23 protein-coding genes are annotated in these 25,842 nt (G+C 71.2%); 2 read left to right on the top strand and 21 right to left on the bottom strand.

Annotated features, from left to right (window positions below):
- Nucleotides 1–106: 106 nt before the first annotated feature.
- The 12 genes from atpD to ACOJVX_RS20405 form a co-directional block, all read right to left on the bottom strand.
- On the bottom strand, nucleotides 107–1,540 hold the full coding sequence (gene atpD, locus ACOJVX_RS20350) for a F0F1 ATP synthase subunit beta (RefSeq protein ID WP_026418624.1): 1,434 nt from the start codon (nucleotides 1,538–1,540) through the stop codon (nucleotides 107–109).
- Nucleotide 1,541: 1 nt separating this feature from the next.
- Nucleotides 1,542–2,471 carry a F0F1 ATP synthase subunit gamma gene (locus ACOJVX_RS20355; RefSeq protein WP_026418625.1) on the bottom strand — a complete coding sequence of 310 codons (930 nt, stop codon included), beginning with the start codon at nucleotides 2,469–2,471 and terminating at the stop codon, nucleotides 1,542–1,544.
- 9 nt (nucleotides 2,472–2,480) lie between these two features.
- Entirely contained in the window at nucleotides 2,481–4,127 is a 1,647-nt protein-coding gene (gene atpA / locus ACOJVX_RS20360) for a F0F1 ATP synthase subunit alpha (protein ID WP_026418626.1), read from the bottom strand.
- Nucleotides 4,128–4,203: 76 nt separating this feature from the next.
- Entirely contained in the window at nucleotides 4,204–5,040 is an 837-nt protein-coding gene (locus ACOJVX_RS20365; RefSeq protein WP_026418627.1) for a F0F1 ATP synthase subunit delta, read from the bottom strand.
- A gap of 39 nt (nucleotides 5,041–5,079) precedes the next feature.
- Nucleotides 5,080–5,628: a F0F1 ATP synthase subunit B gene (locus tag ACOJVX_RS20370; RefSeq protein WP_245588770.1), complete on the bottom strand. Its 549-nt coding sequence runs from the start codon at nucleotides 5,626–5,628 to the stop codon at nucleotides 5,080–5,082.
- Between the two features lie 26 nt (nucleotides 5,629–5,654).
- Nucleotides 5,655–5,888 (bottom strand): ATP synthase F0 subunit C, encoded by a 234-nt coding sequence (gene atpE / locus ACOJVX_RS20375; RefSeq protein ID WP_016696854.1) that lies wholly within the window; start codon nucleotides 5,886–5,888, stop codon nucleotides 5,655–5,657.
- Between the two features lie 75 nt (nucleotides 5,889–5,963).
- A complete protein-coding gene (gene atpB, locus ACOJVX_RS20380) occupies nucleotides 5,964–6,767 on the bottom strand; it encodes a F0F1 ATP synthase subunit A (protein ID WP_016696853.1) in 804 nt (267 codons plus the stop codon).
- 42 nt (nucleotides 6,768–6,809) lie between these two features.
- Entirely contained in the window at nucleotides 6,810–7,019 is a 210-nt protein-coding gene (locus ACOJVX_RS20385) for a hypothetical protein (RefSeq protein ID WP_103057086.1), read from the bottom strand.
- Nucleotides 7,020–7,080: 61 nt separating this feature from the next.
- Nucleotides 7,081–7,605, bottom strand: a complete 525-nt coding sequence (locus ACOJVX_RS20390; protein ID WP_211237509.1) for a hypothetical protein — start codon at nucleotides 7,603–7,605, stop codon at nucleotides 7,081–7,083.
- A 182-nt stretch (nucleotides 7,606–7,787) separates the two neighbouring features.
- Nucleotides 7,788–8,951 carry a glycosyltransferase family 4 protein gene (locus ACOJVX_RS20395; protein ID WP_030105509.1) on the bottom strand — a complete coding sequence of 388 codons (1,164 nt, stop codon included), beginning with the start codon at nucleotides 8,949–8,951 and terminating at the stop codon, nucleotides 7,788–7,790.
- A 25-nt stretch (nucleotides 8,952–8,976) separates the two neighbouring features.
- Nucleotides 8,977–10,260 carry a serine hydroxymethyltransferase gene (gene glyA / locus ACOJVX_RS20400; protein WP_422647018.1) on the bottom strand — a complete coding sequence of 428 codons (1,284 nt, stop codon included), beginning with the start codon at nucleotides 10,258–10,260 and terminating at the stop codon, nucleotides 8,977–8,979.
- Between the two features lie 490 nt (nucleotides 10,261–10,750).
- On the bottom strand, nucleotides 10,751–11,401 hold the full coding sequence (locus ACOJVX_RS20405) for an L-threonylcarbamoyladenylate synthase (protein WP_026418631.1): 651 nt from the start codon (nucleotides 11,399–11,401) through the stop codon (nucleotides 10,751–10,753).
- A gap of 587 nt (nucleotides 11,402–11,988) precedes the next feature.
- Here ACOJVX_RS20405 and ACOJVX_RS20410 point away from each other — a divergent pair.
- Nucleotides 11,989–13,332: a family 16 glycosylhydrolase gene (locus tag ACOJVX_RS20410; protein ID WP_030105512.1), complete on the top strand. Its 1,344-nt coding sequence runs from the start codon at nucleotides 11,989–11,991 to the stop codon at nucleotides 13,330–13,332.
- 52 nt (nucleotides 13,333–13,384) lie between these two features.
- Here ACOJVX_RS20410 and prmC read toward each other — a convergent pair whose 3' ends face one another.
- From prmC to rpmE, 3 genes are all read right to left on the bottom strand, one after another.
- A complete protein-coding gene (gene prmC / locus ACOJVX_RS20415) occupies nucleotides 13,385–14,257 on the bottom strand; it encodes a peptide chain release factor N(5)-glutamine methyltransferase (protein ID WP_026418633.1) in 873 nt (290 codons plus the stop codon).
- A gap of 177 nt (nucleotides 14,258–14,434) precedes the next feature.
- Nucleotides 14,435–15,511 (bottom strand): peptide chain release factor 1, encoded by a 1,077-nt coding sequence (gene prfA / locus ACOJVX_RS20420; RefSeq protein WP_026418634.1) that lies wholly within the window; start codon nucleotides 15,509–15,511, stop codon nucleotides 14,435–14,437.
- A gap of 116 nt (nucleotides 15,512–15,627) precedes the next feature.
- Entirely contained in the window at nucleotides 15,628–15,840 is a 213-nt protein-coding gene (gene rpmE / locus ACOJVX_RS20425; protein ID WP_016696860.1) for a 50S ribosomal protein L31, read from the bottom strand.
- A 180-nt stretch (nucleotides 15,841–16,020) separates the two neighbouring features.
- Here rpmE and ACOJVX_RS20430 point away from each other — a divergent pair, with 180 nt between their 5' ends.
- Complete coding sequence (locus ACOJVX_RS20430; protein ID WP_103056283.1) at nucleotides 16,021–16,554, top strand: hypothetical protein; 534 nt, start codon at nucleotides 16,021–16,023, stop codon at nucleotides 16,552–16,554.
- A 48-nt stretch (nucleotides 16,555–16,602) separates the two neighbouring features.
- Here ACOJVX_RS20430 and rho read toward each other — a convergent pair whose 3' ends face one another.
- The 6 genes from rho to argS form a co-directional block, all read right to left on the bottom strand.
- Nucleotides 16,603–18,333, bottom strand: a complete 1,731-nt coding sequence (gene rho / locus ACOJVX_RS20435) for a transcription termination factor Rho (RefSeq protein WP_422647019.1) — start codon at nucleotides 18,331–18,333, stop codon at nucleotides 16,603–16,605.
- A gap of 813 nt (nucleotides 18,334–19,146) precedes the next feature.
- Nucleotides 19,147–20,046: a homoserine kinase gene (gene thrB / locus ACOJVX_RS20440; protein WP_026418636.1), complete on the bottom strand. Its 900-nt coding sequence runs from the start codon at nucleotides 20,044–20,046 to the stop codon at nucleotides 19,147–19,149.
- Between the two features lie 40 nt (nucleotides 20,047–20,086).
- Nucleotides 20,087–21,163: a threonine synthase gene (gene thrC / locus ACOJVX_RS20445; RefSeq protein ID WP_103057084.1), complete on the bottom strand. Its 1,077-nt coding sequence runs from the start codon at nucleotides 21,161–21,163 to the stop codon at nucleotides 20,087–20,089.
- Nucleotides 21,164–21,225: 62 nt separating this feature from the next.
- Nucleotides 21,226–22,539, bottom strand: a complete 1,314-nt coding sequence (locus tag ACOJVX_RS20450; protein WP_026418638.1) for a homoserine dehydrogenase — start codon at nucleotides 22,537–22,539, stop codon at nucleotides 21,226–21,228.
- The gene (gene lysA / locus ACOJVX_RS20455) at nucleotides 22,536–23,966 is read right to left on the bottom strand and encodes a diaminopimelate decarboxylase (RefSeq protein WP_026418639.1); all 1,431 of its coding nucleotides are present in this window, start codon (nucleotides 23,964–23,966) and stop codon (nucleotides 22,536–22,538) included. The genes ACOJVX_RS20450 and lysA overlap by 4 nt, the downstream gene beginning before the upstream one ends.
- Nucleotides 23,967–23,968: 2 nt before the next feature.
- The gene (gene argS, locus ACOJVX_RS20460) at nucleotides 23,969–25,630 is read right to left on the bottom strand and encodes an arginine--tRNA ligase (protein WP_026418640.1); all 1,662 of its coding nucleotides are present in this window, start codon (nucleotides 25,628–25,630) and stop codon (nucleotides 23,969–23,971) included.
- Nucleotides 25,631–25,842 lie beyond the last annotated feature (212 nt).

Raw genomic sequence — 25,842 nt, forward strand, 5'->3', positions numbered from 1 at the left:
GCCCTGCCGGAAGACACGTCGGGGCCGGACCTCCGTGGTGGAGGTCCGGCCCCGAACGTCGCGCCGTGTCCGGCGCGGGACGACGCGGCGGCGCCGTCCCCACCGATCACTTGCCGGTGAGCTTCTTGTACGCCTTCTCCAGGTCCTCCAGACCACCGATGGAGAGGAACGCCTGCTCCGGGTAGTGGTCGAAGTCGCCCTTGGTCAGCCGGTCGAAGGCCTCGATGGTCTCCTTGACCGGGACGAACGAGCCCTCCTCGCCGGTGAACTTCTGCGCGACGAAGAAGTTCTGCGACAGGTACCGCTCGATCCGCCGGGCCCGGCTCACCGTGAGCTTGTCCTCCTCGGACAGCTCGTCCATGCCGAGGATGGCGATGATGTCCTGGAGCTCCTTGTACTTCTGGAGGATCCGCTTGACCTCCTGGGCCACCCGGTAGTGCTCCTGCCCCACGACCGAGGCGTCCAGGATCGTGGAGCTGGAGGTCAGCGGGTCCACCGCCGGGTAGATGCCCTTCTGGGAGATCGCCCGGGAGAGCTCGGTGGTGGCGTCCAGGTGCGCGAAGGTGGTCGCCGGCGCGGGGTCGGTGTAGTCGTCCGCCGGCACGTAGATCGCCTGGAGCGAGGTGATGGACCGGCCCTTGGTGGAGGTGATCCGCTCCTGGAGCTCACCCATCTCGTCGGCCAGCGTCGGCTGGTAACCGACGGCGGAGGGCATCCGGCCCAGCAGGGTCGACACCTCCTGACCGGCCTGCGTGAACCGGAAGATGTTGTCGATGAACAGCAGCACGTCCTGGTTCTGGACGTCCCGGAAGTACTCCGCCATCGTCAGCGCCGACAGCGCCACCCGCATACGGGTGCCGGGCGGCTCGTCCATCTGACCGAACACCAGCGCGGTGTCGGGGAGGACGCCCATCTCCTCCATCTCGACCCAGAGGTCGTTGCCCTCACGGGTCCGCTCGCCGACGCCGGCGAACACCGAGGTCCCGGAGAACTCCCGGGCGATACGGGTGATCATCTCCTGGATGAGCACCGTCTTGCCCACACCGGCGCCACCGAACAGGCCGATCTTGCCGCCCTTGACGTACGGGGTCAGCAGGTCGATGACCTTGATGCCCGTCTCCAGGACCTCGGTCCGACCCTCCAGCTGGTCGAAGGCCGGGGCCTTGCGGTGGATCTCCCAGCGCTCCGCGTCCGAGGCGTGCCCCGGCTTGTCCAGGCAGTCGCCCAGGGCGTTGAACACGTGGCCCTTGACCGAGTCGCCGACCGGCACCGAGATGCCGGCGCCCGAGTCGGTGACCTTGGCGCCCCGGACCAGGCCCTGGGTGGGCTGCATGGAGATGGTCCGCACCGAGTTGTCACCCAGGTGCTGCGCGACCTCCAGGGTCAGCGTCTTCTCCATGCCCTCGGCCGTGATCTCCACCTTGAGGGCGTTGTAGAGGTCGGGCACCTCGCCACGCGGGAACTCGACGTCCACGACCGGGCCGAGAACCTGGACAACGCGGCCGGCCCCAACCGCGGTGCTGGTGGCAGTTGCAGTCATGTCACTCACTTCCTGCGGACGAGAGCGCCTCGACACCGCCGACGATCTCGCTGATTTCCTGGGTGATCTGCGCCTGGCGGGCCTGGTTGGCCTGGCGACTGAGGTTCTGGATGATCTCGTCGGCGTTGTCCGTCGCGGACTTCATCGCGTTCCGGCGGGCCGCCAGCTCGGCCGCCGAGGCGTCGAGCAGACCGGCGTACAACCGGGAGTTGATGTACTTCGGCAACAACGCCGCCAGCAGCGCCTCCGCGTCCGGCTCGAACTCGTAGTTCGGCGTGGGCGCGGCCTCGGTCGGCTCGTCGGTGTACTCGACCTCCAGCGGAGCGACCCGGCGGGCCACCGGCCGCTGCGTGAGCATCGAGACGAACTCGGTGTGCACCATGTGCAGCTCGTCGATGCCGAGCACGCCGTCGGCGCCGGGCTCGTCACCCTCGTCGTCGGCACCGGCCAGGAAGGCCCGCACCAGGGTCTCGGCGACATCAGCGGCGTCGGTGTACCCGGGCCGCTGGCTGAAACCCGTCCAGCTCCGCTCGATGTGCCGCTGGCGGAAGCGGTAGTAGCTCACGCCCTTGCGGCCGACCACGTACAGCACCGGGGTCTTGCCCTGCTCGCGCAGCAGCGTCTGGAGCTCCTCCGCCGCCTTGATCACGTTGGCGTTGTAGCCGCCGCAGAGCCCCTGGTCACTGGTCACGACCAGCACACCGACCCGCTTGGGCTCCTCACGCTCGACCAGCATGGGGTGGTCGAGCGAGGAGGACCCGGCGAGCGCGCTGAGCACGTTCGTGATCTCCTCGGCGTAGGGCCGGGAGGCCTCCACCCGCGCCTGCGCCCGGTTGATCCGCGAGGTCGCGATCAGCTCCATCGCCTTGGTGATCTTGCGGGTGGACTTGACCGAGCGGACCCGTTCGCGTAGTTCTCGAAGTTGGGCCATGTCATCGGCTCACTTCTTCGGAGCGGGACGGTTCACCTTGACCGTCTCCTGCCCGACCTTCTCGGCGTCCATCGCCTCGGCGGGGGCCTCGTTCGGGATCAGCGAGGAGCCGTCGGAGGTGACGAACTGCTTCTTGAACTCGTCGGTCACCGAGACGAGCCGCTCCGCGTTGTCGTCGCTGAGCACCTTGCTGTCCCGGATCTCGGTGAGGATGCCCTCGTGGGCGTGCCGCAGGTGGTCCAGCAGCTCGGACTCGAAGCGGCGCAGGTCGGCGACCGGCACGGCGTCGAAGTGGCCCCTGGTGCCGAGGTAGATCGAGACGACCTCCTCCTGCACCGGCACCGGCTGGCCCTGGCCCTGCTTGAGGATCTCGTAGAGCCGCGCGCCCCGCTCCAGCTGCGCCTTGGAGGCCGCGTCCAGGTCCGAGGCGAAGGCGGAGAACGCCTCCAGCTCCCGGTACTGGGCGAGGTCGAGCCGCAGCGTTCCGGAGACCGCCTTCATCGCCTTGATCTGGGCGGCGCCACCAACACGGGAGACGGAGATACCGACGTCCACCGCCGGCCGCTGGCCGGAGTTGAACAGGTCGGACTGGAGGAAGCACTGCCCGTCGGTGATGGAGATGACGTTGGTGGGGATGTAGGCCGAGACGTCGTTGGCCTTGGTCTCGATGATCGGCAGACCGGTCATCGAGCCGCCGCCGAGCTCGTCCGACAGCTTCGCGCAACGCTCCAGCAGACGCGAGTGCAGGTAGAAGACGTCACCCGGGTAGGCCTCGCGGCCCGGCGGGCGGCGCAGCAGCAGCGAGATGGCCCGGTAGGCCTCCGCCTGCTTGGACAGGTCGTCGAAGATGATCAGGACGTGCTTGCCCTGGTACATCCAGTGCTGGCCGATGGCGGAACCCGCGTAGGGGGCCAGCCACTTCAGGCCGGGCGAGTCGGACGCGGTGGCGGCCACGATGGTCGTGTACTCCATCGCGCCGGCGTCCTCCAGCGACCGCTTCACCGAGGCGATCGTGGAGCCCTTCTGGCCGATGGCGACGTAGATGCAGCGGACCTGCTGCTTCGGGTCGCCGGTCTCCCAGTTGCCCTTCTGGTTGATGATGGTGTCCACGCAGACGGCGGTCTTGCCGGTCTTGCGGTCACCGATGACCAGCTGGCGCTGGCCCCGACCGATCGGGGTCATCGCGTCGATGGCCTTGATACCGGTCTGGAGCGGCTCGCGGACCTCCTGCCGCTGCACCACGGTGGCGGCCTGGAGCTCCAGCGCCCGCCGCTCCTCGGCGACGATCTCGCCGAGGCCGTCGATGGGCTCGCCCAGGGCGTTCACCACGCGGCCGAGGAAGCCATCGCCCACCGGCACCGACAGCACCTGGCCGGTGCGGCGGACCTGCTGGCCCTCCTCGATCTTCTCCGAGTCACCCAGGACGACGGCGCCGATCGACCTCTCGTTGAGGTTCATCGCGACGCCGTTGATGCCGCCGGGGAACTCCAGCAGCTCCTCCGTCATCACCGAAGGCAGGCCCTCGACATGGGCGATGCCGTCACCGGTGTCCGTGACGACGCCTACCTCTTCTCGGCTGACTTCGGGAGAGTAGCTGGAGACGTACTTCTCGATCGCACTGCGGATCTCGTCCGACGAGATCGTCAGCTCCGCCATGTCGTTCCTGCTCTCGGTCGTTCTCAAGCGGTGTTGGTCTTGGTTGCGCGGCTACTCGCGCGGGGCGCCGGCGCGCCTACCCCGCGAGCTGCCGCCGTAGTGCGGCCAACCGGCCCGCGGCGCTGCCGTCGATGATCTCGTCGCCGACCTGGATGACCAGGCCGCCGACCAGCGTCGGGTCCACCTCGGTGTGCACGGCGACTGGTCGGGAGTAGATCCGGCTGAGCAGCGCGGCCAGCCGTTCCTCCTGAGCGTCCGACAGCACGGTCGCGGAGCGAACGTGCGCCACGGAACGCTCCCGGCGCTTGGCGGCGGCTGCCGCCAACTCCTCCAGGCCCGCGACGGCCGTCCGGCCGCCCGGCTGGCTGACGAGCTGCTCCACCAGAGCCAGGGTCACCGGGTCACTCCGGTCGGTGAGCAACTGCCGGACCAGGGTCACCTTGCCCGCCGCCGACCCGGCCGGGTCGGACAGCAGCTGGTCGAGGTCGGGCTGGCTGGCGACGATCCGGCCGAGGCGGAACAGCTCGTCCTCGACGGTGTCCAGCCGACCGGCGCGCTCGGCGCTGATCAGCATGGCCTCCCAGCTCAGCCGGCTGACGCCCTCCACGAGTTCGCGAGGGCTCGACCAGCGGGCGGTCACCACGGTCGCGAGGACGTTCAGCGCCCGGGCGCCGATCTTGCGCCCGAGCACCTCCCGCACCAGCGACTCGCGGTGTGCCGGCTCACTGGCGGCGTCGGCGAGGGACCGGCGCAGCGAGGACTCCCGACCGAGCAGCCGGCTGACCGCTCCGAGGTCCTCGCCGACACCAGCCAGTTCCTCGCCGGTGACGCCGTCGAGTTCGGCGCGCAGCCGCTCGGCGGCGGCGGCGAAGGCGTCCCGACTCGCCGCGTGCAGTGTGGTCACGGTGGTCACGACGTCTCCACTCCCCTGTTCGGCACGATGGTCACCTGGTCACTTGCTCGCCGGAGCCGACACCGAGTCCAGCTCGTCCAGGAACCGGTCCACGGTTCCCCGACGACGGGCCTCGTCCTCCAGGGACTCGCCGATCACCCGGCTGGCCAGGTCGATCGACATGCGGCCCAGGTCGGCCCGGAGCTCGGCCACGATCTGGGCGCGCTGGGCGTCCAGCTGGGCCTGGCCCTGGGCGACGATGCGCGCGGACTCCTCCTGAGCCCTGGCCCGCATCTCCTCGATGATCTGGTCGCCCTCGGCACGAGCGTCGTCCCGGATGCGGGCCGCCTCGGCCCTGGCCTCGGCGAGCTGGGCCTGGTACTGCTCCAGCGTCTCCTTGGCCTCCTGCTGGGCCTTCTCGGCCCGGGCGATACCGCCCTCGATCTTGTCGGTTCGCTCGTCGAGCACGCGCTGGAAGATCGGGAGGACGAACTTCCAGAACAGCAGACCGACGAGAACGAAGCAGACCGCGGACCAGAAGATGTCGTACCCAGGCGGCAGCAGCGGATTCGGGTTGTCGCCCGCCGCCAGCACTGCGAATGTACTCACGATGGTCGCCTAACGGTCGGTTCGGATCAGCCCATGCCGCCGAAGAGGATGCCGGCGATGAGGCCCAGCAGACCCAGGACCTCGACGAAGGCGATACCCAGGATCATGGTGGTCCGCAGCTGACCGGCGATCTCCGGCTGACGCGCCATGCCCTCGACCGTCTTGCCGATCAGGATGCCCAGACCGATACCCGGGCCGAGAGTGGCCAGACCGTAGCCGACGGTCGCGATGTTGCCTTCGATCGCAGCGAGGATTTCCACTTCCGTGTCTTCCCTTTCATGTTGGCCTCCCGGCGTTCACCGGAAGGTCGTCTCTGGTGCTCGCAGGTCGTGCCGTCAGTGTTCGGCGTGGGACGCCAGGTCGATGTAGACGGCGGCGAGCAGAGTGAAGATGTACGCCTGCAGCACCGCCACCAGGATCTCGAAGAGCGTGAAGGCGAACCCGGCCCCGAGGGTCAGGACGCCGACCGGCGCGAGCAGCGCCGATCCCGCCTCGACGAACATGAAGTTGGTGGCGGAGAAGAACAGCACCAGGATCAGGTGGCCGGCCATCATGTTGGCCAGCAACCGGACCGTCAGCGCGAAGGGGCGCAGGATGAACGTCGAGACGAACTCGACGGGCACGATGATCGGCGCCATGTAGAGCGGAACACCTGACGGGAGCAGGTTGCTCTTCATGTAGGGGCCGAAACCCTGCGCCTTGATCCCCGCGTAGTTGAAGACGATCCACGCCACGATGGCCAACACCAGCGGGGTGCCGATGAGGCTCGTCCCCGCGATGTTGAGCAACGGGATCACGCCGGCGAGGTTCAACGCCGTGATCATGAAGAAGAACGTGGTGAGGATCGGCAGGAATCGTCGCGCCGCCCCCTTGCCGAGGATCTCCTCGGCGATGTGCAGGCGGACGAAGTCCAGGAAGTACTCGGCGACGTTCTGGAGCCCCCGGGGCACGAGCTTGGCCCGGCGCAGCGCGAGGATGAAGAACAACGCCAACAGCGCCACCATGACGAACCGGACCAGCATGATCCGGTTGATCTCGAAGATCGTGCCCTCGAAGAGCAGGGCACCGGGGTAGAACTCCTCGATACCGGGCGCGTGGAAACCCTCTCCGTCACCCGCGGCCAGCACGGCGGCCAACACTTGCGCGTTCAGTGTGGTCTCCCTGGTCGTAGCCGGCGCGGATCAGGCCCGGCCGAAACGGACGTACACGATGTAGAGCGCAGTAAGCAGCCCCAGCCCCAGACCGACGAAGGTCCACAGCCAGCTGTCACTGATCAGGTCAACGGCGAACCCGATGCCACCCCAGGCGATGGGGCCGGCGATCAGGGTCCTGATGAGCAACCCTCGGGTGGACTCACCCTTCTGGGGTGGTTTGTCCGACTGATCACTCATCTTGAAACGCACTTTACCAATCGGTTTTCGCCAGGACGAACCCCAGGGGCGTTAGCCGTCGTCACTGGTCAGAGCCTGATCGGCTCGTAGCGGGAGCGGTGTCGACCGCGTCGCTCCCCTCCGGGGCCACCCCGGGTCGAGCCGGTTCGTCCCCGGTGTCCGGTTCACTACTCGGCGTAGTGGTGTCGACGTAGGGCACCCGACTGGTGAGGATCACCCGGGTCTGGACGGCCATCACGCCGATCACCGTCAGTACGACGACGCCGAACAGGACTATCCGCGAGTAGAAGTCCTCGTTGCGCAACAGGGCCAGCACGACGAACAGCACGATCATCTTGCCCAGCCACGAGCCGAGCACGGCCGCCGCCATCACGGTGGGGGACGCCGACGCGGTCATGACGCTGACCACGGTCGTGACCAGCATGAACCCGGCGGCCAGCGCGATCCCGATCGCCGCGCCCCACACCCCGGGAACCCCGTCGACCAGCCAACCGGCGCCCAGCAGCACCGGGGTGCCCACCCCGAGTGCCAGCAGCGCCTGACGCAGGGCGGAACGCAGTGTCCCCGCCACGGTGGCTGCCTTCACCGCACGACCCCTCACTCGTCGACTGCGCGGGACTCACGTCCTCGCGCGGCACCATTGTCGCCCATACCCGGACCTCACCCGGCGACCGGGTGCCGGGCCGGCGCGCTCCGGCAACGCTGGTCACCGTGCGTGATGAGCAGGGAGGGGCGCGGGGCGCGGCGGCCGGATGTGGCCAGCGGCGGTCAGGGGCGCCGGCGGTTCGCGAGCTGGCGCAGCCGGGGCACGGCGGACACGATCACCGCGAGGAGCAGCCCGCCCAGCACGCCCCAGACGACCACTGACGGGTCGAAGATGGTCACCGCGACCGCCCCGAACGCCAACAACGCCGCCCACAGGTAGATCAGCATGACCGCGCGACGCTGGGAGTGCCCGATCTCCAGCAGGCGGTGGTGCAGGTGCATCTTGTCCGCGCTGAACGGGCTCTGCCCGCGCCGGGTACGGCGGATGATCGCCATGATCAGGTCGAGCAGCGGCACGAAGAGCACCGCCGCCACCACCAGCAGCGGGGAGAGCAACGCGATCGCGTCGCTCGCGCTGTAGCGGGAGTAGTCGATGTCGCCGGAGGCCGTGGTGCTCGCGGCCGCGAGCATCAGGCCGATCAGCATCGACCCCGAGTCACCCATGAACAGCCGAGCCGGCTGGAAGTTGTACGGCAGGAAGCCCAGGCAACCGCCCGCCAGGGTGGCCGCGATCAACGCCGGCGGGTAGGCGCCGACGTCACCCCCCACGTCCGAGAGCAGGCCCAGGGAGAACACGCAGATCGCCGAGGCCGCGATGAACCCGATGCCCGCCGCCAGCCCGTCGAGGCCGTCGACGAAGTTCATCGCGTTGATCATCGTGACGGCGAGCAGCACGGTGAGCACCGCGCCCTGGTTGCCGGAGAGCACCAGCAGCGAACCGACGCTGTCCCCCTGCTCCCCCCACGGCACCCAGAAGAAGAACCACTGCACGCCGAAGAGCACGAGGATGCCGGCGGTCATGATCTGGCCGGCGAGTTTGGTGATGGAGTCCAGCTCGAAACGGTCGTCGAGCATCCCGATCAGGACGATCACCCCGCCCGCGACGGCCACTCCGAGGATCTCGTAGGAGTAGTCGAAGGCGCGGCTGAGGACCGGGAGCCGCCAGGCGAGCAGCATGCCGGCCACCACGCCGATGAAGATCGCCACCCCACCCATCCTGGGCATGGGCTTGACGTGGACATCCCGCTGCCGGGGATGCGCCACGGCGCCGATGCGGATGGCGAGCAGCCGGATCACGCCGGTGACCAGGAAGGTCACGGCGGCTGCCGTCAGTCCCACGAGGAGGTACTCGCGGACCGGTAAGCCGGCCGGAGCGAAACCTGGCATCACGCTTGTCGTACCGCTTCTGTCGTCAGGCCGGACGGGGGTAGGCGGGGAGGGCGGCCACGAGCTCGGCCACCTCGGCACCGACCTCCGCGAGGACGTCGTCGCCGGTGGGGGAACCGGGTACCGCGCGGACCGCTCTGGCGAGCAGCTGGGCGATCTCCGCCATCTCGGGCTCCCGCATGCCCTGCGTGGTGACGGCCGGCGACCCGATCCGGATGCCGGAGGCGACCGCGGGTCGGGCCGGGTCGAAGGGGATGGCGTTCTTGTTCAGGGTGATGCGGGCAGCCTCGGCCCTGCTCTCGGCCTCGGCACCGGTCAGCCCGAGCGGACGCAGGTCGAGCAACGCCAGGTGGGTGTCCGTCCCGCCGGAGACGGCACGCATCCCCGCCGCCTCCAGGCCGCTCGCGAGTGCCCTGGCGTTCACCACCACCTGCCGGGCGTACTCCTGGTAGGCGGGGCTGGCCGCCTCGCGGAGCGCGACCGCCTTCGCCGCGACCGCGTGCATCAGCGGACCGCCCTGGGTGAAGGGGAAGACGGCCCTGTCGATCGCCCTGGCGTGCTCGGCACGGCAGAGGATCATGCCGCCACGCGGACCGCGCAACACCTTGTGGGTGGTGCAGGTGACCACGTCCGCGTAGGGAACGGGGGACGGGACGGCCCCGCCGGCGACCAGCCCGACGAAATGGGCCGCGTCGACCACCAGCACGGCTCCCACCTCGTCGGCGATCTCGCGGAACGCCGCGAAGTCGATCAGGCGCGGGTAGGCGGTGGCGCCGGCGATCAGCAGCCGGGGCCGGTGCTCCCGCGCGAGGTCGCGCACCTGGTCGTAGTCGATCAGTTCGCTGTCCGCGCGCACCCCGTAGGAGACCGCGTTGAACCAGCTCCCCGAGAAGTTGACCCGCGATCCGTGGGTGAGGTGGCCGCCCTGCTTGAGGTCCATGGCCAGCACGGTGTCCCCTGGCCTCGCGAACGCGGCGTAGACCGCGAGGTTGGCGCTGGCGCCCGAGTGCGGCTGGAGGTTGGCGTGCTCGGCTCCGAACAGTTCCCGCGCCCGCGCCGTCCCGATCTCCTCGGCGCGGTCGACCTGGGCGCAGCCCCCGTAGTAGCGGCGTCCCGGGTAGCCCTCGGCGTACTTGTTGGACAGCGTGGACCCCAGCGCGGCCAACACCGCCGGACTGGTCAGGTTCTCGCTGGCGATCAGTTGCAGCCCACCCCGCAACCGGTCCAGTTCCCCCAGGACCACGTCCGCGATCTCGGGGTCGGTGTCACGCAGGGAGTCGAAGTCCGGCCCCCAGAACGGCGTGCTCACTGCTGGATGCTCCTCGCCTCGGATGGGAACGAGTGACCGCGTCGCCTCGCCACGAGCGTTGGCCCGACCGGGCCCCGCGGTGTCCGCCCGTCGTCAGGTCTCCACCAACCGGCGCCCTCGCGCGTCGCGGTGCCCCAGACCTTAGCCCTGGTTGGTGGCGCCGGGCACACCAGCCTCGGGACGGGGAGGCCCCCGCGCGGGGGCGTCGGCGCGCCCGGAACCGGCGGGGACGCCGGGGCCGAACGCGCGCTCTCACGCTACTGCGTGATCTTGCTGTCAGGTCGGCGGCCCGATCTTCGTCCGGTCGGCGCGCCGTCCCCGAGCACCGAGGGGTCCCGCCTGTCGCGCCGTGGAGGGGCCAGCAGGGCGCCGCCGCCGAAGCCGAGGTCGACCGGCCCCACCCGCCTGACCGGGATGGCCGACGCGATGCCTCGGCGCCCTGTCGTGCGGGCACCGGCTTCGGCGTCGAGGAGCTCGGCCGCCGGACCCCTCAGTCCGCGACGGCCACCTCGACGCCGAGGACCTCGGAGATCTCCTCAGCCGACACCGCACCCACCCGCAGGATCTGGGGCGTGGGGCCGGTCAGGTCCACCATCGTGGACGGGGTGGCCCGCTCGGCGGCGCCACCGTCGAGGTAGACGGGGACGTCCTCCGCCAGCTGCTCCCTGGCCTCCTCCGCCGTGGTGGCCGGCGGCTGACCGGACCGGTTGGCGCTGGAGACGGCCATCGGGCCGACCTCGCGCAGCAGTTCGAGGGCCACCGGGTGCAACGGCATCCGCAGCATCACGGTTCCCCGGGTGCGCCCGAGGTCCCAGGCCAGGGAGGGGGCGTGGTTGAGCACCAGGGACAGGCCACCCGGCCAGAACGCCTCGATCAGGGCCCTGGCCGGCCTGGGCACCGACAGCACCAGGCCATCGATCGTCGTCCAGGACCCGACCAGCACCGGGACGGGCATGTCCGGGCCACGCCCCTTGACGCTCAACAGGCTTCGGACGGCGGCGGAGTCGAAGGCGTCGCACCCCAGCCCGTAGACGGTGTCGGTGGGCAGCACGACGAGCTGGCCGGCGCGCACCGTCTCCGCGGCGGCGGCGAGCCCCGCCTGCCGGGTCTCGGGAATGTTGCAGTCATAGCTCGTGCTCACACGGACGATCCTGGCACCCCCGGTGACGGGGAGGGCAGCGGGACCTGCCCGCCGGTGGCGGACAGGGGAACGGCCCACCCGCTCCCGACCGCCGGGGCCGGTGCCAGCGTGCCCCGTCCCGCCCCCCTGGCCGAGCGGGGCGACGACGGCCTTCCCCTGGGGGTCCGGCGAGGGAACAGCCGTCCTCCGCGAAACGGACCGGCACGCGATGCCCTCGGCACTCCCGCGTTTTCCCGGCCCCGCTCCGACGATTCCCTTCGTTCACCCGATCGCCTTTCCCGCGTCCGCGAGTGGAACGAACGTCGAATGACTGGCGGCGACTCCTTGTCATTCGCCCCGCACCGGGCGGGTGTACCCGCGATACGGCGAACCCGCAGCGCAACGGCGGCCACCTGGCCCGTTTTGGGCCGATTCTGACCACCTCTGATGCACCGCACGGCGGTATCCGGAGGTCCGGACGGAAGCGGTTCCAGTACTCCCGCCAGCCTCGCCCCAACCCCACGGGACATCCGCGCCCTTGACATCGGGAACTGGCGGTGTTTTGTTTCCGACCACAATTCTTCCGCCCGTGAGTGGAGGTCATCTTCATGGCCCTTTCCCCTGTGCCGACGTCCGGTCGACGTGGCCGGAGAAGGAATGCCGGCGTCCTGGCCGCTGTCCTGGCCGTCGGCGCGAGTCTCGCCGTACCGGCCGCCCACGCGGACGTCGACCCGGCACCCGATGTCGACGCGTCGACGGCGCTGGCGTCGACGACGAGCGCCCCCTCCTCGGCGGTCGGGGCGACCCCGCTCGCCCTCACCTGGGAGGACGACTTCGAGGGTCCCTCCGGCGCCGCCCCCGACCCCGCCAGGTGGAACCACGAGATCGGTGGCCACGGCTGGGGCAACAACGAACTCCAGTACTACACGGCCGACCGCCGCAACTCCGCGCTCGACGGGCAGGGCAACCTGGTCATCACCTCGACCCGGGAGGGCACCGACGGGCTGAGCTGCCACTACGGCCCCTGCCAGTTCACCTCCGCCCGCCTCACGACGCAGGACAAGTTCTCCCAGCGCTACGGCCGTTTCGAGGCCCGAATCCAGGTGCCCCGGGGCAACGGGGTGTGGCCAGCGTTCTGGATGTTGGGCGACAACTTCCCCGAGACACCCTGGCCGCACAGCGGCGAGATCGACATCATGGAGGTCGTCGGCCGGGAGGGTGGCACCGCGCACGGCACCATCCACGGCCCCGGCTACTCGGCCGGCGAGGGCATCACCGGCTCGTACACGCTGCCCGGCGGCCAGCAGTTCGCCGACGGGTTCCACGTCTTCGCGGTCGACTGGTCACCCGATGGCATGGTGTGGTCGGTGGACGGGCACGTGTACCACCAGGTCACGCGCTCCGACGTGGGCAACAACCCCTGGGTGTTCGACCAGGACTTCTTCATGATCCTGAACTCGGCGGTGGGCGGCAACTGGCCCGGCCCGCCCGACGACTCCACCCAGTTCCCCCAGCGGATGCTCATCGACTACGTACGGGTCTACGAGGGCTCGGGCACCCCGCCGCCCGGAGACGGGACCGGGACGATCAGGGGCATCGGCGAGCTGTGCCTGGACGTGGCCGGCGGCAACGCCAGCGACGGCACCCCGGTGCAGATCGCCCACTGCAACGGCTCGGACGCCCAGCAGTGGACCCGGGAAGGCGACACCATCCGCGCCCTCGGCTACTGCCTCGCCGTCGCCGGCGGCGACCCCTCCGCCGGCACCCCGGTGCGGATCGCGCACTGTGACGGGTCGGACGCCCAACGGTGGCGCGTCGAGTCGGGGGACATCGTCTCCGTGCTGGCCAACCGGTGCCTGGGCACGGAGCACGGCCGCTGGGACGACGGCACTCCGACCCTGATCTGGCACTGCACGGGCGCGGTCGACCAGAAGTGGTACCCGTACTGGTGACGGTTCACCGAGTCGGGGAGGGCGGCCGATCGGACGCCCTCCCCTGGTCGGATCAGGACAACGAACGCCGCAGGGCCGTGGCGAACCTCGGCCGTCCCGCCAGGTCGGGGTGGTCGGCGACCTCGGTGAGCACCTGGCGCGCCCGGAGCAGTTCGGGCACCGCCTCGCCGTGGGTGTCGTCATGTTCGAGCGCCAGCGCCCCACCTGGGCGGAGCAGCCGCACCGCGCAGTGCACGACGTGGCGGATGGTGTCCATGCCGTCGAGGCCGCTGAAGACCGCCGCGTGCGGATCGTGCTCCGCGACTTCGACCGGCACGGGCGTTCCCTCCGGCACGTAGGGCGGGTTGCACACGACGAGGTCGACCGTGCCGTCCAGCTCCGCCAGCAGCTCCGGATCGCCGACGTCACCGAACCGGAGATCGACCGGGCGGTCCCCCGCACCCACCAGCGCGTTGGCGTTGCGCCTCGCCCAGGCGAGCGCGCTCGGGTCCCGCTCGACCGCGTGGACGGAGGCGTCGGGGCGGGCGTTGGCGAAGGCGAGCGCCAGGACACCGGAGCCGGTGCACAGGTCCACGATCGTCGGCTGCCTGGTGCGGCGCAGGTGCGCCAGCCCCCAGGCCAGCAGCAGCTCCGTCTCCGGCCTCGGTACGAAGACGCCCGGCCCCACGCTCACCGTGATCGCCCCCATGGCCGCCCAGCCGGTGATGTGTTGGAGGGGGATGCCCTTCGACCGTTCCCTGACCAGTCGGTGCAGTTCCTCGACCACGGAGACGGACACCAACGGAACCATCGTGAGCTTGGTGCGTTCCACCCCGACGACGTGGGCGGCGAGCAGTTCGGCGTCCGCGCGGGGGCTCGCGACCCCGGCCTCCCGCAGGATTCGTTCGGCCTCGGCGACGGCGAGTCGCAACGGCTGCTTGGACAATTCCTCCCCCTCCCGGTCCGGAACCCGTCTCCCCCGCACCAGCCAACCACGGCCAGCGCGGTGCGCCCGGTCAGCGGGCGCCCGACCCGACCAACCCGCCGACCGGGCTACCGGGGTGGTCCCCCGCCGGAGTGAGCGCCCCGCCGGGGAGGTGGGCCGCCGATCGGTCCTCGAACCTCAGGCCGTCGGTGCCGCGCTGCGTTCCATCCGCTCCTGGCGGTCGGCGGCGCTCAGCGCGTCCAACACCGCGTCGAGGTCGCCCTCGAGGACCTGGTCCAGGTTGTGCGCCTTGTACCCGACCCGGTGATCGGAGATCCGGTTCTCCGGGAAGTTGTACGTCCGCACCCGCTCGGAGCGGTCGACCGTGCGCACCTGGCTGCGGCGGGCGGCGGACGCCTCCCGCGCGGCCTGTTCCTCCGCCGCCGCCAGCAGCCGCGCGCGGAGCACCTGCATGGCCCTGGTCTTGTTCTGCAACTGGCTGCGCTCGTTCTGGCAGGACACGACGATGCCCGTCGGCAGGTGGGTGATCCGGACCGCGGAGTCCGTCGTGTTCACGCTCTGCCCGCCGTGCCCGGAGGAGCGGAACACGTCCACCCGGAGGTCGTTCTCGTCGATCTCGACGGCGACGTCCTCCTGTTCCGGGTACACGAGGACCCCGGCGGCCGAGGTGTGGATGCGGCCCTGGGACTCCGTCACCGGGACCCGTTGGACGCGGTGCACCCCGCCCTCGAACTTCAGCCTCGACCACACGCCGTCGGCTCGCACCGGGCCCTTCACGACCATCGTGGCGTCCTTGATGCCCCCGAGTTCGGACTCGGTGACGCCCAGCACCTCGGTGCGCCACCCCCGGCGCTCGGCGTACCGCTCGTACATCCGCAGCAGCTCGGCGGCGAACAGCGCGGACTCCGCGCCGCCCTCCCCCGACTTGATCTCCAGCACGGCGTCGGAGGCGTCGTGCGGGTCGCGGGGGACGAGCAGCTCGGCCACCCTCGCCTCCAGCTCGGGGAGCTGGGCGGCCAGTTCCTCTGCCTCCTCGGCGAAGGCCTGGTCCTCGGAGGCGAGCTCCCGGGCGGCCTCCAGGTCGGTGCGCACCCGCTCCAGCTCGCGGGCGGCCTGCACGATGGCCGTCAGCTCGGCGTGCCGCCGGCCGTACCGGCGTGCCGCGGCGCGGTCCGCCAGCACGGCGGGGTCACCCAACCGCTCCTCCAGCTCCCCGTACTCGGTGAGCAAGCTCCGTAGCGCCGAGTTCTCCACGCCGCACCCTCCGTCCTGACGACACCGCCGGGCCCTGGTCACTGCCGACCGGACCCCGGACACACGCCGACGGCGCCCACCCCGCCAGCTCGGTGGGGTGGGCGCCGTCGAAAGAGCTACTTCTTGCGGCGGCCGTAGCGGGCCTCGAAGCGGGCCACCCGGCCACCGGTGTCCAGGATCCGCTGCTTGCCCGTGTAGAACGGGTGGCAGTTGGAGCAGACCTCGACAGTCACCGCACCGGTGGAACGGGTGCTCCGGGTGGTGAAGGTGTTGCCGCAACCGCAGGTGACCTGCGTGGTCACGTACTCGGGGTGGATACCGGTCTTCACAGGTGTGTCCCTTCCTTCTTGGGCCGCCGGGTCCGCCCTGCCTGGTCGCCTGGCACTCGCCAGGGGCCGGGTGAGGGGGTGAACCGGAGCCGGGTTCGGCGAACCAGTGTGCCAGATGGCCACCGCGTCGCCGCCACCCTCCACAACGCGTGGGGGTCGCCGTCTGTTTCCGAACGCCCCATGCCACTCACCGTGACGCAGGGGCCACCCGCCGCCGTCTCCGGTCCGCCGGGCGATCGGAGCGGCTGGCTGCCGCCGCGCCAGGCGGGGCTGTTCCATCCTGGCTCCGTGTTGTGCGCGAACCTGGGACCGCTGCGGGTGTGGGCCTGGCTGCTGGTGCCCCCGACGTTCCTGTGCACCGTGCTCGGGCTGGGTGGCCTGGGCCTGGTGCTGCCCGCCGCCGGGGATGCCGTTCACCCGGACTGGTCGGTCCTCTTCGGCGCGGCGGCCGGGTTGAACGCGGTGTTCGCCGGTTCGGTCGCGTGGACCCGCCCGTGGTCACCACGGTGGTTGAGCTGGCCCTACGGCCTGGTCCTGATCACCTGCGCGTTGACCGTGGGCGACCTGCCGGTCCCCACGTCGGCGGCGCTGGGGTGCGCCGCCGCGGCCGTGGTGTCCTGGGTGCTGCTGCTCGCCGGCCGGCGCCCCTGCCCGACCGATGGCGGCGAGGCGGACCGTTGTTCGCGGCCCGAGGTGGTGAGCGGCGCCGGGTGACCGGAGGCCCTGCCGCCGTGCGACGACGGCAACGCCTCCGGTGCGTCCTCAGTCCCCGTTCCCGCCAGGCGTGTTCTTCGCCACCTGCATCAGGAACTCGATGTTCGTCCGGGTCTTCCGCAGCCGCTCGAGCAGCAGGTCGAGCGCCTGCTGATCATCCAGCGCGGAGAGAACACGCCGCAGCTTGTGCGTGACGGCGAGCTCGTCCGGGGAGAGCAGGAGCTCCTCCTTGCGGGTGCTCGAGGCGTCGACGTCGACCGCCGGGAACGTCCGCTTGTCCGCGATCTTGCGGTCGAGCTTCAGCTCCGCGTTGCCGGTGCCCTTGAACTCCTCGAAGATCACCGTGTCGCCAGCGGATCCCGTCTCGACCAGCGCCGTCGCGAAGATGGTCAGTGAACCACCGTTCTCGATGTTGCGGGCCGCGCCCAGGAACCGCTTCGGCGGGTACAGCGCCGTCGAGTCCACACCACCGGAGAGGATCCGACCCGAGGCCGGCGCCGCCAGGTTGTAGGCCCGGCCGAGCCGGGTGATGGAGTCGAGGAGCACGACCACGTCGTAACCCAGCTCCACCAGCCGCTTCGCCCGCTCGATGGCGAGCTCCGACACCGTCGTGTGGTCGGACGGCGGCCGGTCGAAGGTCGAGGCGATGACCTCGCCCTTCACCGAGCGCTGCATGTCGGTGACTTCCTCGGGCCGCTCGTCGACCAGCACGACCATCAGGTAGCACTCGGGGTTGTTGGTCGTGATGGCGTTGGCGATGGCCTGGAGCACCATCGTCTTGCCGGCCTTGGGCGGCGAGACGATCAGGGCCCGCTGGCCCTTGCCCACCGGCATGACCAGGTCGATGACCCGGCCGGTCAGGGCGTGCGACTCGGTCTCCAACCGCAGCCGCTCGTTCGGGTACAGCGGAGTCATCTTGGTGAACTCCGGGCGTCCCCGAGCGGCGTCCGGCGCGAGGCCGTTGATGGAGTCGACCCGCACCATCGGGTTGAACTTCTGGCGCTGCTGCTCGCCCTCACGCGGCTGGCGGACCACACCGGTGATCGCGTCGCCCCGCCGGAGCCCGTACTTGCGGACCAACGACAGGGACACGTAGACGTCGTTCGGGCCGGCGAGGTACCCCGAAGTGCGGACGAACGCGTAGTTCTCCAGCACGTCCAGGATGCCGGCCACGGGCAGGAGGACGTCGTCCTCCCGCACCTCCGGCTCGTTCCCGCCACCCTCGGCGCGGCCACGGCCCCGGCGACGATCCCGGAACCTGCGTCCCCGCCGCCGGCCGCCGCCGTCCTCGTCGTCATCGTCCCGACCGTCGTTCTGGCGGTCGTTGCGCGACGCGCGGTCCTGGCGCTCGCCGCGGTCCTGACGCTCGCCACGGTCCTGACGCTCGCCACGGTCCTGACGCTCACCACGCTCCTGGCGCTCGCCGCCCCGGTCATCGCCGCCGCCACCGTCGGTGGCGCTGGCGGCCCGGCTCGAGGTGCGGCGACGACGGCCGCGACGGCCACCGTCCTCCTCACCCTCACCGGACGACGCGCTCTCGGACGCACTGGCGCCCCTGGAGCGGCGGCTGGGAGCCGGCTGCGCCGGCGCGTCCGCGGAGGTCTGCTCGGTCTTGCCCTGGTCCCCGGACCCGAACGGCAGCTGCGCAGCGGTGTCGGTCTTGGCGGAACCACCGCCCTGCCGCTCCTTGATCGCGGCGATGAGATCACCCTTACGCATTCCAGTGGTGCTGGTGATGCCGAGTTCCCCGGCGAGCTGGCGAAGCTCCGCCATCACCATGCCGGACAGCCCTCCGCGCCGACGGGGAGCGGCTCCGTTGTCCGCCTGGTGCGGTACCTCCCCCTTCGCCGCAGAGCCCTTGCGTGACTTGGGCTTATCCGCTTCTGGCTGGTCAGCAGCCGAGGCCGCCGTGCCCGCCTCGCCGCTCAACAGTTCGGTGTTGCTCACAAATGTCCTTCCTGACCGGTCCGCGCCTCCTACGCGGACCAGCGGACCTGCCACGCTGCGGGACGCAGTGCGGCACTGCGGGCTCGGGGGCAGAACTGGCGGTCACGACGTTCTGCCCGCACGCACCCTAACCTGCCCGCTTATGGCGATTCTCGACGCTGCCACACCTGACGACACTCACGAAGAACCACCCGTACGGACTCCTCGGCCACCCCAGGCTGTCCGGGTACTCTCCACCGCTGGTCCCCGCTGGATAGCGTGAACCAACCTCATAGCGAGAGAATGCCTCCCGAGTTGACTACCCGGGACGGTACCGGCGCCCGTGCGCGCGGTGACTGATCGCCTTCGAGGGTAGACCGCTCGTCAACAGCTCGCAACAACCCGCGTCACCTGCGTGTCTCCCGGCGGCCGAACCAACGGCCAAGATCACCACCGATGGAGGGTGTTGTGCCGTCGATCGGGTATGGCTGACGGAGAAGGCGACCAGGTAGCGGGGGTACTGGCGAAAGGCTGGAGGTCCAGCGGTTCTGGCCAGCGCGGTGCTTCGCCGCGGCCATCCCCCTCCGATGACTCCATGTTACCGGCTGCCCGGGAGTCCCCTCCTACCGGGGACCCCGAACAGCCCAGGCACGCCCGCGGCACCGGTCACGGATCGGCCGGCTCCTCACGGACCGTCACCCCTCGGGTGTCCACGGCCAACGGGCACACCTCGAACCCGCTCGTGTCGAATCCCGCCCAGGACGGCGCGCCGACGGGGAAGGCGACCACGGTGGGGCCCGCCCCGGAGATGGCCGCCGGGACACCGGCGGCCCGCAGCTCCTCCACCAGCGCCAACGACCGGGGCCAGGCGGGTCGCCGGTACTCCTGGTGCAGCCGGTCCCCGGTCGCGTCCAGCAGCAGGTCGGGCCGCGAGGTCAGCGCCGCGACGGCGAGGGCGGCCCGGCTGGCCGCGAACGCCGCGTCCTCGTGGGGGACCCGCTCCGGCAGCAGACCCCGCGTGGTGTGGGTGGCCGACTCCACCTCGGGCACCAGCAGCACCGGCGCGAGCGCGCGGTGCGGTTCGAGCCGGAGCGCGCGGAACGTCGGGGACGCACCGGCCGACGACCAGGCCACGACCACCCCGCCGACCATGCTCGCCGCCACGTTGTCGGCGTGTCCCTCGAACCGGGCGGCGAGGTCGAGCGCCGACTCGTCCGGCTCCCGCCCGGCCAACGCGTAACCGGCGGCGATCCCGGACACGATCGTCGCGGCGGAGGAGCCCAGACCCCGGGCGTGCGGGATGCGGTTGACGCACCGCAGCTCCACCCCGGGCAGCTCCACGCCGAGCGCGTCGGTGGCGGCCCGCAACGCCCGCAACAGCAGGTGGCTGGCGTCCCGGGGCACCGCGTCGGCTCCCTCGCCCGAGACCTCCACCCGGACGCCCCGGTCCACCACCCGGAGCCACACCTCGTCGTACAGCGCCAGGGCCAGCCCGAGGGTGTCGAACCCCGACCCCAGGTTCGCCGTCGACGCGGGAACCCGCACCGACAGCTCCCGGCCGATCACGGTCGCCTCCACCCGGGGAACGCCGCTCGTCTCCGGAGGCTCACCGGAGCTCCAGGGCGGCGGCGACGGCGTTCGCGTCGACGGGCAGCGGCTCCACGTCCACCGCGCCCTCCAGTGCGGTGCCCGGGTCCTTCAGACCGTGCCCGGTGACGGTGCACACCACCACGGACCCGGGGTCCAACCGCCCCTCCTCCGAGGACAGCAGCAGACCGGCCACGCTGGCCGCGGAGGCGGGCTCGACGAAGACACCCTCCCGGGCGGCCAGCAGCCGGTAGGCGCTCAGGATCCGCTCGTCGGTCACCGCGTCGAACCGACCACCGGACTCCGCCCTGGCGCGCTCGGCCCCCTGCCAGGACGCGGGGCTGCCCACCCGGATCGCGGTGGCGATCGTCTCCGGGTTGGCGACCGGCTGGCCGTGCACCATCGGAGCCGCCCCAGCCGCCTGGAAACCGAACATCCTGGGCGTACCCCGCACCAGGCCGTCGTCCGCGTACTCCTGGTAGCCCTTCCAGTAGGCGGTGATGTTCCCGGCGTTGCCCACCGGCAGGCAGTGGATGTCGGGGGCGCGGCCGAGGACGTCGCAGATCTCGAAGGCCGCGGTCTTCTGCCCCTCGATCCGCACCGGGTTGACCGAGTTGACCAGGGTCACCGGGTGCTCCGCCTCGGTCTTGCGGGCCAGTTCCAGGCAGTCGTCGAAGTTGCCGGCCACCTGGAGGATGCGGGCCCCGTGGGCCACTGCCTGGGCCATCTTGCCCAGGGCGATCTTCCCGCTGGGCACCAGCACCGCGCAGGTCAGGCCGGCCCTGGCCGCGTAGGCGGCGGCGGAGGCCGAGGTGTTGCCGGTGGACGCGCAGATCACGGCCTTGCTGCCGGAGGCCAGCGCGTGCGTGATCGCCACCGTCATGCCCCGGTCCTTGAAGGACCCGGTGGGGTTGACACCCTCCACCTTGAGGTAGACGGAGGTACCGGTCAGCTCGCTCAGGTGGGGGGCCGGGAGCAATGGGGTGCCGCCCTCGTGGAGGGTGACGATCCCGGCGCCGGCGGGTACCGCCACCCGAGCGGGGTAGGCGGCGATGACACCGGGCCACCCCGCCGCCGGACCGCCGGTGCCGGACACCGCCGAGGGGCCGGCCCCGCCGGACACCGCCGGTGGGATGGGGGACAACGCGGTCTGTTCGGTCACGGCTCCTCGCCCTCCACGCGCATCACGCTCACCACTTCCCGCACGGCGGAGAGGGCCGCGATCTTCTCGACGGTGCCCCGCAACGCGTCCTCGGAGGCGAGGTGCGTGGCGATGACCAGGCTCGCCTCGTCGCGGTGGCCCCGCTGGGTCACGGTCGCGATGCTCACGTCGTTCTCCGCGAACACGGCGGCGACCTGCGCCAACACTCCCGTGCGGTCCGCGACGTCCAGGCTGATGTGGTAGCGGGTCGCCACCTGCCCCATCGGGCGCACTGGCAGCTCGGCGTAGGCGGACTCCCGGGGGCTGCGCCCGCCGGCGACCCGGTTGCGGGCCACCGCGACGAGGTCCCCGAGGACGGCGCTCGCCGTCTGCGGGCCACCCGCGCCCTGCCCGTAGAACATCAGCTGCCCGGCTGCCTCCGCCTCCACGAACACGGCGTTGAACGCCCCGCCCACCGTCGCCAGCGGGTGGCCGCGCGGGATCATCGCCGGGTGCACCCGGACCGAGACGGACTCGCCGCCGTCCTCGTCCACCACCCGGTCGCAGATGGCCAGGAGCTTCACGACACGCCCCATGCCCCTGGCCGCCGTGATGTCGGCGGCGGTCACGCGCGAGATGCCCTCCCGGTGCACGGCCTCGGCCGGGACCCGGGTGTGGAAGGCCAGCGAGGCCAGGATCGCGGCCTTCGCGGCGGCGTCGAAACCGTCCACGTCCGCCGTCGGGTCGGCCTCGGCGTACCCGAGCCGCCCCGCCTCCTCCAGGGTCTCGCCGTAGGCGGCCCCGGTCGAGTCCATCGCCGACAGGACGTAGTTGGTCGTGCCGTTGACGATCCCCATCACCCGGTTGACCCGGTCACCGGCCAGTGACTCCCGCAGGGGCCGCAGCAGGGGGATCGCGCCGGCCACCGACGCCTCGAAGTAGAGGTCGGCGCCCGACTCGTCGGCCGCCTCGTACAGCTCGGGGCCGTGCTCGGCGAGCAGGGCCTTGTTGGCGGTCACCACCGACTTACCGGCGCGCAGGGCCGCCAGCAGCAGGCTCCTGGCCGGCTCGATCCCACCGATGACCTCCACGACGACATCGACGTCGGAGGCCACGAGCGCCTCGGCGTCCGTGGTCAGCAGTTCCTCCGGCACCTCACGGTGGCGGTGCGGTCGGCGCACCGCGATGCCGGTCAGCTCCACCGGAGCCCCGACCCGCGCGGTCAGGTCGGCGGACTGCTCCCGGATCAGGCGTTCGACCTGCGTACCGACCGTGCCGCAACCGAGCATCGCGACCCTGACCGGTGGGGTCGAACCGGTAGCCGATGTCATGACACCTCCAGGCGCAACAGGTCGTCCATGGTCTCCCGGCGCAGCAGCAACCGCGCCTGGCCGTCCCGGACCGCGACGACGGCGGGCCGGGGCAACCGGTTGTAGTCGCTCGCCATCGCGTAGCAGTAGGCGCCGGTCGCGGCGACGGCGACCAGGTCACCCGGTCGCAGGTCGGCGGGGAGCCAGCAGTCCCGCACGACGATGTCACCGGACTCGCAGTGCTTGCCGACGACCCGGCTGAGCACCGGCGGTTCCTCGGCCCGGCGGGAGACCAGGCGGCAGTCGTACACCGCGTCGTAGAGGGCGGTGCGGATGTTGTCGCTCATCCCGCCGTCGACGCTGACGTAGCGCCGGCTGGCCCCGTCCTGGACGACGACGTCCTTGGTGGTGCCCACCTCGTAGAGCGTCACCATCACCGGCCCGACGATCGAACGTCCCGGTTCCACGGCCAGCAGCGGCGTGTCCAGCCCGGCGAAGCCGCACTCCCGGCGGACGATCTCCCAGAGGGTGGCGGCGATCTCACCGACCTCGGGGACCCGGTCCTGCTCGGTGTAGGCGATGCCGAGCCCCCCGCCGAGGTCGAGGGTGTCCAGGTCCGCCATCGTCTGGGCGCCGTGCTCGTCGTGGAGGTCGGAGAGCAGGCCGACGATCCGCTTGGCGGCCAGTTCGAAACCGGCGAGGTCGAAGATCTGCGAACCGATGTGGCTGTGCAGGCCCACGAGCCGGAGCCCCCCAGCCCGCAGCACGCGCCTGGCCGCCTCGGCCGCGGCTCCCCCCGCCAGCGAGAAACCGAACTTCTGGTCCTCGTGGGCGGTCGCGATGAACTCGTGGGTGTGGGCCTCGACTCCCACCGTGACCCGGATCATGACGTCCTGCCGGCCGCCGGCCGGCGGGTTCTCGGCGGTGAGGCGGTCCAGGCGGTCGATCTCCTCGAAGGAGTCCACCACGATGACGCCGACGCCGGCGTCCAGGGCGGCCGCGAGCTCCGGGACCGACTTGTTGTTGCCGTGGAAGGCGATCCGCTCCGGGGGGAAGTCCGCTCGCAGCGCGACGGCGAGTTCCCCGCCGCTGCACACGTCGAGGCTGAGCCCTTCCTGGGCGACCCACCGGGCCGCCTCCGTGCACAGGAACGCCTTGGAGGCGTAGTGGACGCGGGCCCGTTCCCCGAAGGCGCGCTGGTACTCGCGGCACCGGGACCGGAAGTCGTCCTCGTCGAGGACGAACAGCGGGGTGCCGAAGTCCCTGGCCAGCTCACGGACGTCCACGCCACCGATCCGCACCGCTCCGTCGGCGTGGCGGGACGTGTTCGCCGGCCACACCGTGGGCGGCAACGCGTCGAGCTCGGCGGAGGACGCCGGCCGGGGGCCGGCGGTGTTGACCGGGAGCAGGACCTCCGCGTGGCGGGGACCGGCGGGATGGGCGCGCATGATCACATCCGTTCGGGTGCGCTGACGCCGAGCAGGGCGAGGCCGTTGGCCAGCACCTGCCGCGTGGCGGCGCAGAGCTGGAGGCGGGCCGAGGTCAACTCGGTCGGCTTCTCGTCGCCCATCGGCAGGACCCGGCAGGCGTCGTAGAACTTGTGGTAGGCGCTGGAGAGCTCCTCCAGGTACCTGGCGATCCGGTGCGGCTCCCGCAGCCGGGTGGCCATCTCCACTTTTTCCGGGAAGGCGGCGAGCTCCCGCAGGAGGTCACCCTCCCGCTCGTGGGAGAGCAGGCCGTAGTCGGTCCGCTCCGGGTCGCCGGCGTCCACCCCGAGCTCCAGGGCGTTGCGCTGGATCGAGGCGAGCCGGGAGTGCGCGTACTGCACGTAGAAGACCGGGTTCTCGTTGCTGCGCGAACTCCACAACTCCTGGTCGATGTCCAGCGGGGAGTCCACGGATGCCCGGATCAGCGAGTACCGGGCCGCGTCGACCCCGACGGCGTCCACCAGGTCCTCCAGGGTGACCACGGTGCCCGCGCGCTTGCTCATCCGGACGGTCTCCCCGCCCCGGACGAGGTTGACCATCTGGCCGATCAGGACCTCGACCGTGCCAGGGTCGTCCCCGAACGCGGCCGCGGCGGCCTTCAGGCGGTTGATGTAGCCGTGGTGGTCGGCCCCGAGCATGTAGACGCAGAGGTCGAAGCCCCGGGACCGCTTGTCCAGGTAGTAGGCGAGGTCACCGGCGATGTAGGCGGGCTGCCCGTCGCTCTTGATGACCGGCCGGTCCTTGTCGTCGCCGAACTCGGTGGAGCGGAGCCACCAGGCACCCTCGGAGTGGTAGAGGCTCCCCGCCTCCTTCAGCCGCTCGACCGCCCGGTCCACCGCTCCCGAGGAGTGCAGGGAGTCCTCGTGGAAGTAGACGTCGAAGTCGGTGCCGAAGTCGTGCAGGCTCCCTTTGATCTGCTCGAACATCATGCCGACGCCGACCCGGCGGAAGGTCTCGGCGACCTCGTCCTCCGGCAGGCCGAGCACGTCGGGCTCCGCCTGGAGCACGCTGGCGGCGATCTCGGCGATGTAGTCGCCCCCGTACCCGTCCTCGGGCACCGGCTCGCCCTTGGCGGCGGCCACCAGCGAGCGCACGAAGCGGTCGATCTGGGCGCCCGCGTCGTTGAAGTAGTACTCGCGGGTGACGTCGGCGCCGCGCGCGGCGAACAGCCGTCCCAGGGTGTCCCCGACCGCCGCCCAGCGGGTACCGCCCAGGTGGATGGGCCCGGTGGGGTTGGCGGAGACGAACTCCAGGTTGATCCGGGTGCCGGAGAGCTCGTCGCCCTCACCGAAGTGTTCGCCCCGGCGCAGCACCTCGCGGATGACCAGTCCCTGCGCCTCCGGGTCGAGGCGCAGGTTGAGGAAGCCGGGACCGGCGATGTCCACCGACCGCACGCCGTCCTGGTGCGCCAGCGCCTCGGCGAGCCACCCGGCGAACTCGCGGGGCGCCACTCCGACCTTCTTGGCGACCTGGAGGGCGAGGTTCGTGGCGTAGTCGCCGTGCTCGGGGTTTCTGGGTCGCTCCACGGTCACGGTGGCTGGCAGCACGGTGGTGTCCAGCCCACGGGTGGTGAGCGCTTCCGCTGCGGTGGAACGGATCAGGTCGCTGAGCACGGCGGGGTTCACCCGGGAAAGTCTAGGCAGCCGCCACCACGACAAACGAGCGGGTTGTCCGGTGGGCGCACCGCGTCCCGCCTGCTGGGACGCGGTGCGGCTTGGCCGCCCCGTGGGTGGCCCACCGCGCGTGTTCGCTCACGTCGAGTGCCCCCACCCGGTACCCGCACCCGCTTCACCGCCGGGTGCGGACACCGCGCACACGCCCGGCCGGGGCGGGGTCG

It is taken from the genome of Actinoalloteichus caeruleus (assembly GCF_049311605.1).
Taxonomy (GTDB): Bacteria; Actinomycetota; Actinomycetes; order Mycobacteriales; family Pseudonocardiaceae; genus Actinoalloteichus_B; species Actinoalloteichus_B caeruleus.

What these genes read in the sequence shown, in the direction of transcription:
- ACOJVX_RS20355 (WP_026418625.1), bottom strand. Translation starts at nt 2,471, where the DNA reads ATGGCCCAACTTCGAGAACTACGCGAACGGGTCCGCTCGGTCAAGTCC.
- ACOJVX_RS20410 (WP_030105512.1), top strand. Translation starts at nt 11,989, where the DNA reads ATGGCCCTTTCCCCTGTGCCGACGTCCGGTCGACGTGGCCGGAGAAGG.
- ACOJVX_RS20395 (WP_030105509.1), bottom strand. Translation starts at nt 8,951, where the DNA reads ATGCCAGGTTTCGCTCCGGCCGGCTTACCGGTCCGCGAGTACCTCCTC.
- atpA (WP_026418626.1), bottom strand. Translation starts at nt 4,127, where the DNA reads ATGGCGGAGCTGACGATCTCGTCGGACGAGATCCGCAGTGCGATCGAG.
- ACOJVX_RS20385 (WP_103057086.1), bottom strand. Translation starts at nt 7,019, where the DNA reads ATGAGTGATCAGTCGGACAAACCACCCCAGAAGGGTGAGTCCACCCGA.
- atpD (WP_026418624.1), bottom strand. Translation starts at nt 1,540, where the DNA reads ATGACTGCAACTGCCACCAGCACCGCGGTTGGGGCCGGCCGCGTTGTC.
- ACOJVX_RS20450 (WP_026418638.1), bottom strand. Translation starts at nt 22,539, where the DNA reads ATGACATCGGCTACCGGTTCGACCCCACCGGTCAGGGTCGCGATGCTC.
- lysA (WP_026418639.1), bottom strand. Translation starts at nt 23,966, where the DNA reads ATGCGCGCCCATCCCGCCGGTCCCCGCCACGCGGAGGTCCTGCTCCCG.
- ACOJVX_RS20430 (WP_103056283.1), top strand. Translation starts at nt 16,021, where the DNA reads ATGCCACTCACCGTGACGCAGGGGCCACCCGCCGCCGTCTCCGGTCCG.
- rho (WP_422647019.1), bottom strand. Translation starts at nt 18,333, where the DNA reads ATGGTGATGGCGGAGCTTCGCCAGCTCGCCGGGGAACTCGGCATCACC.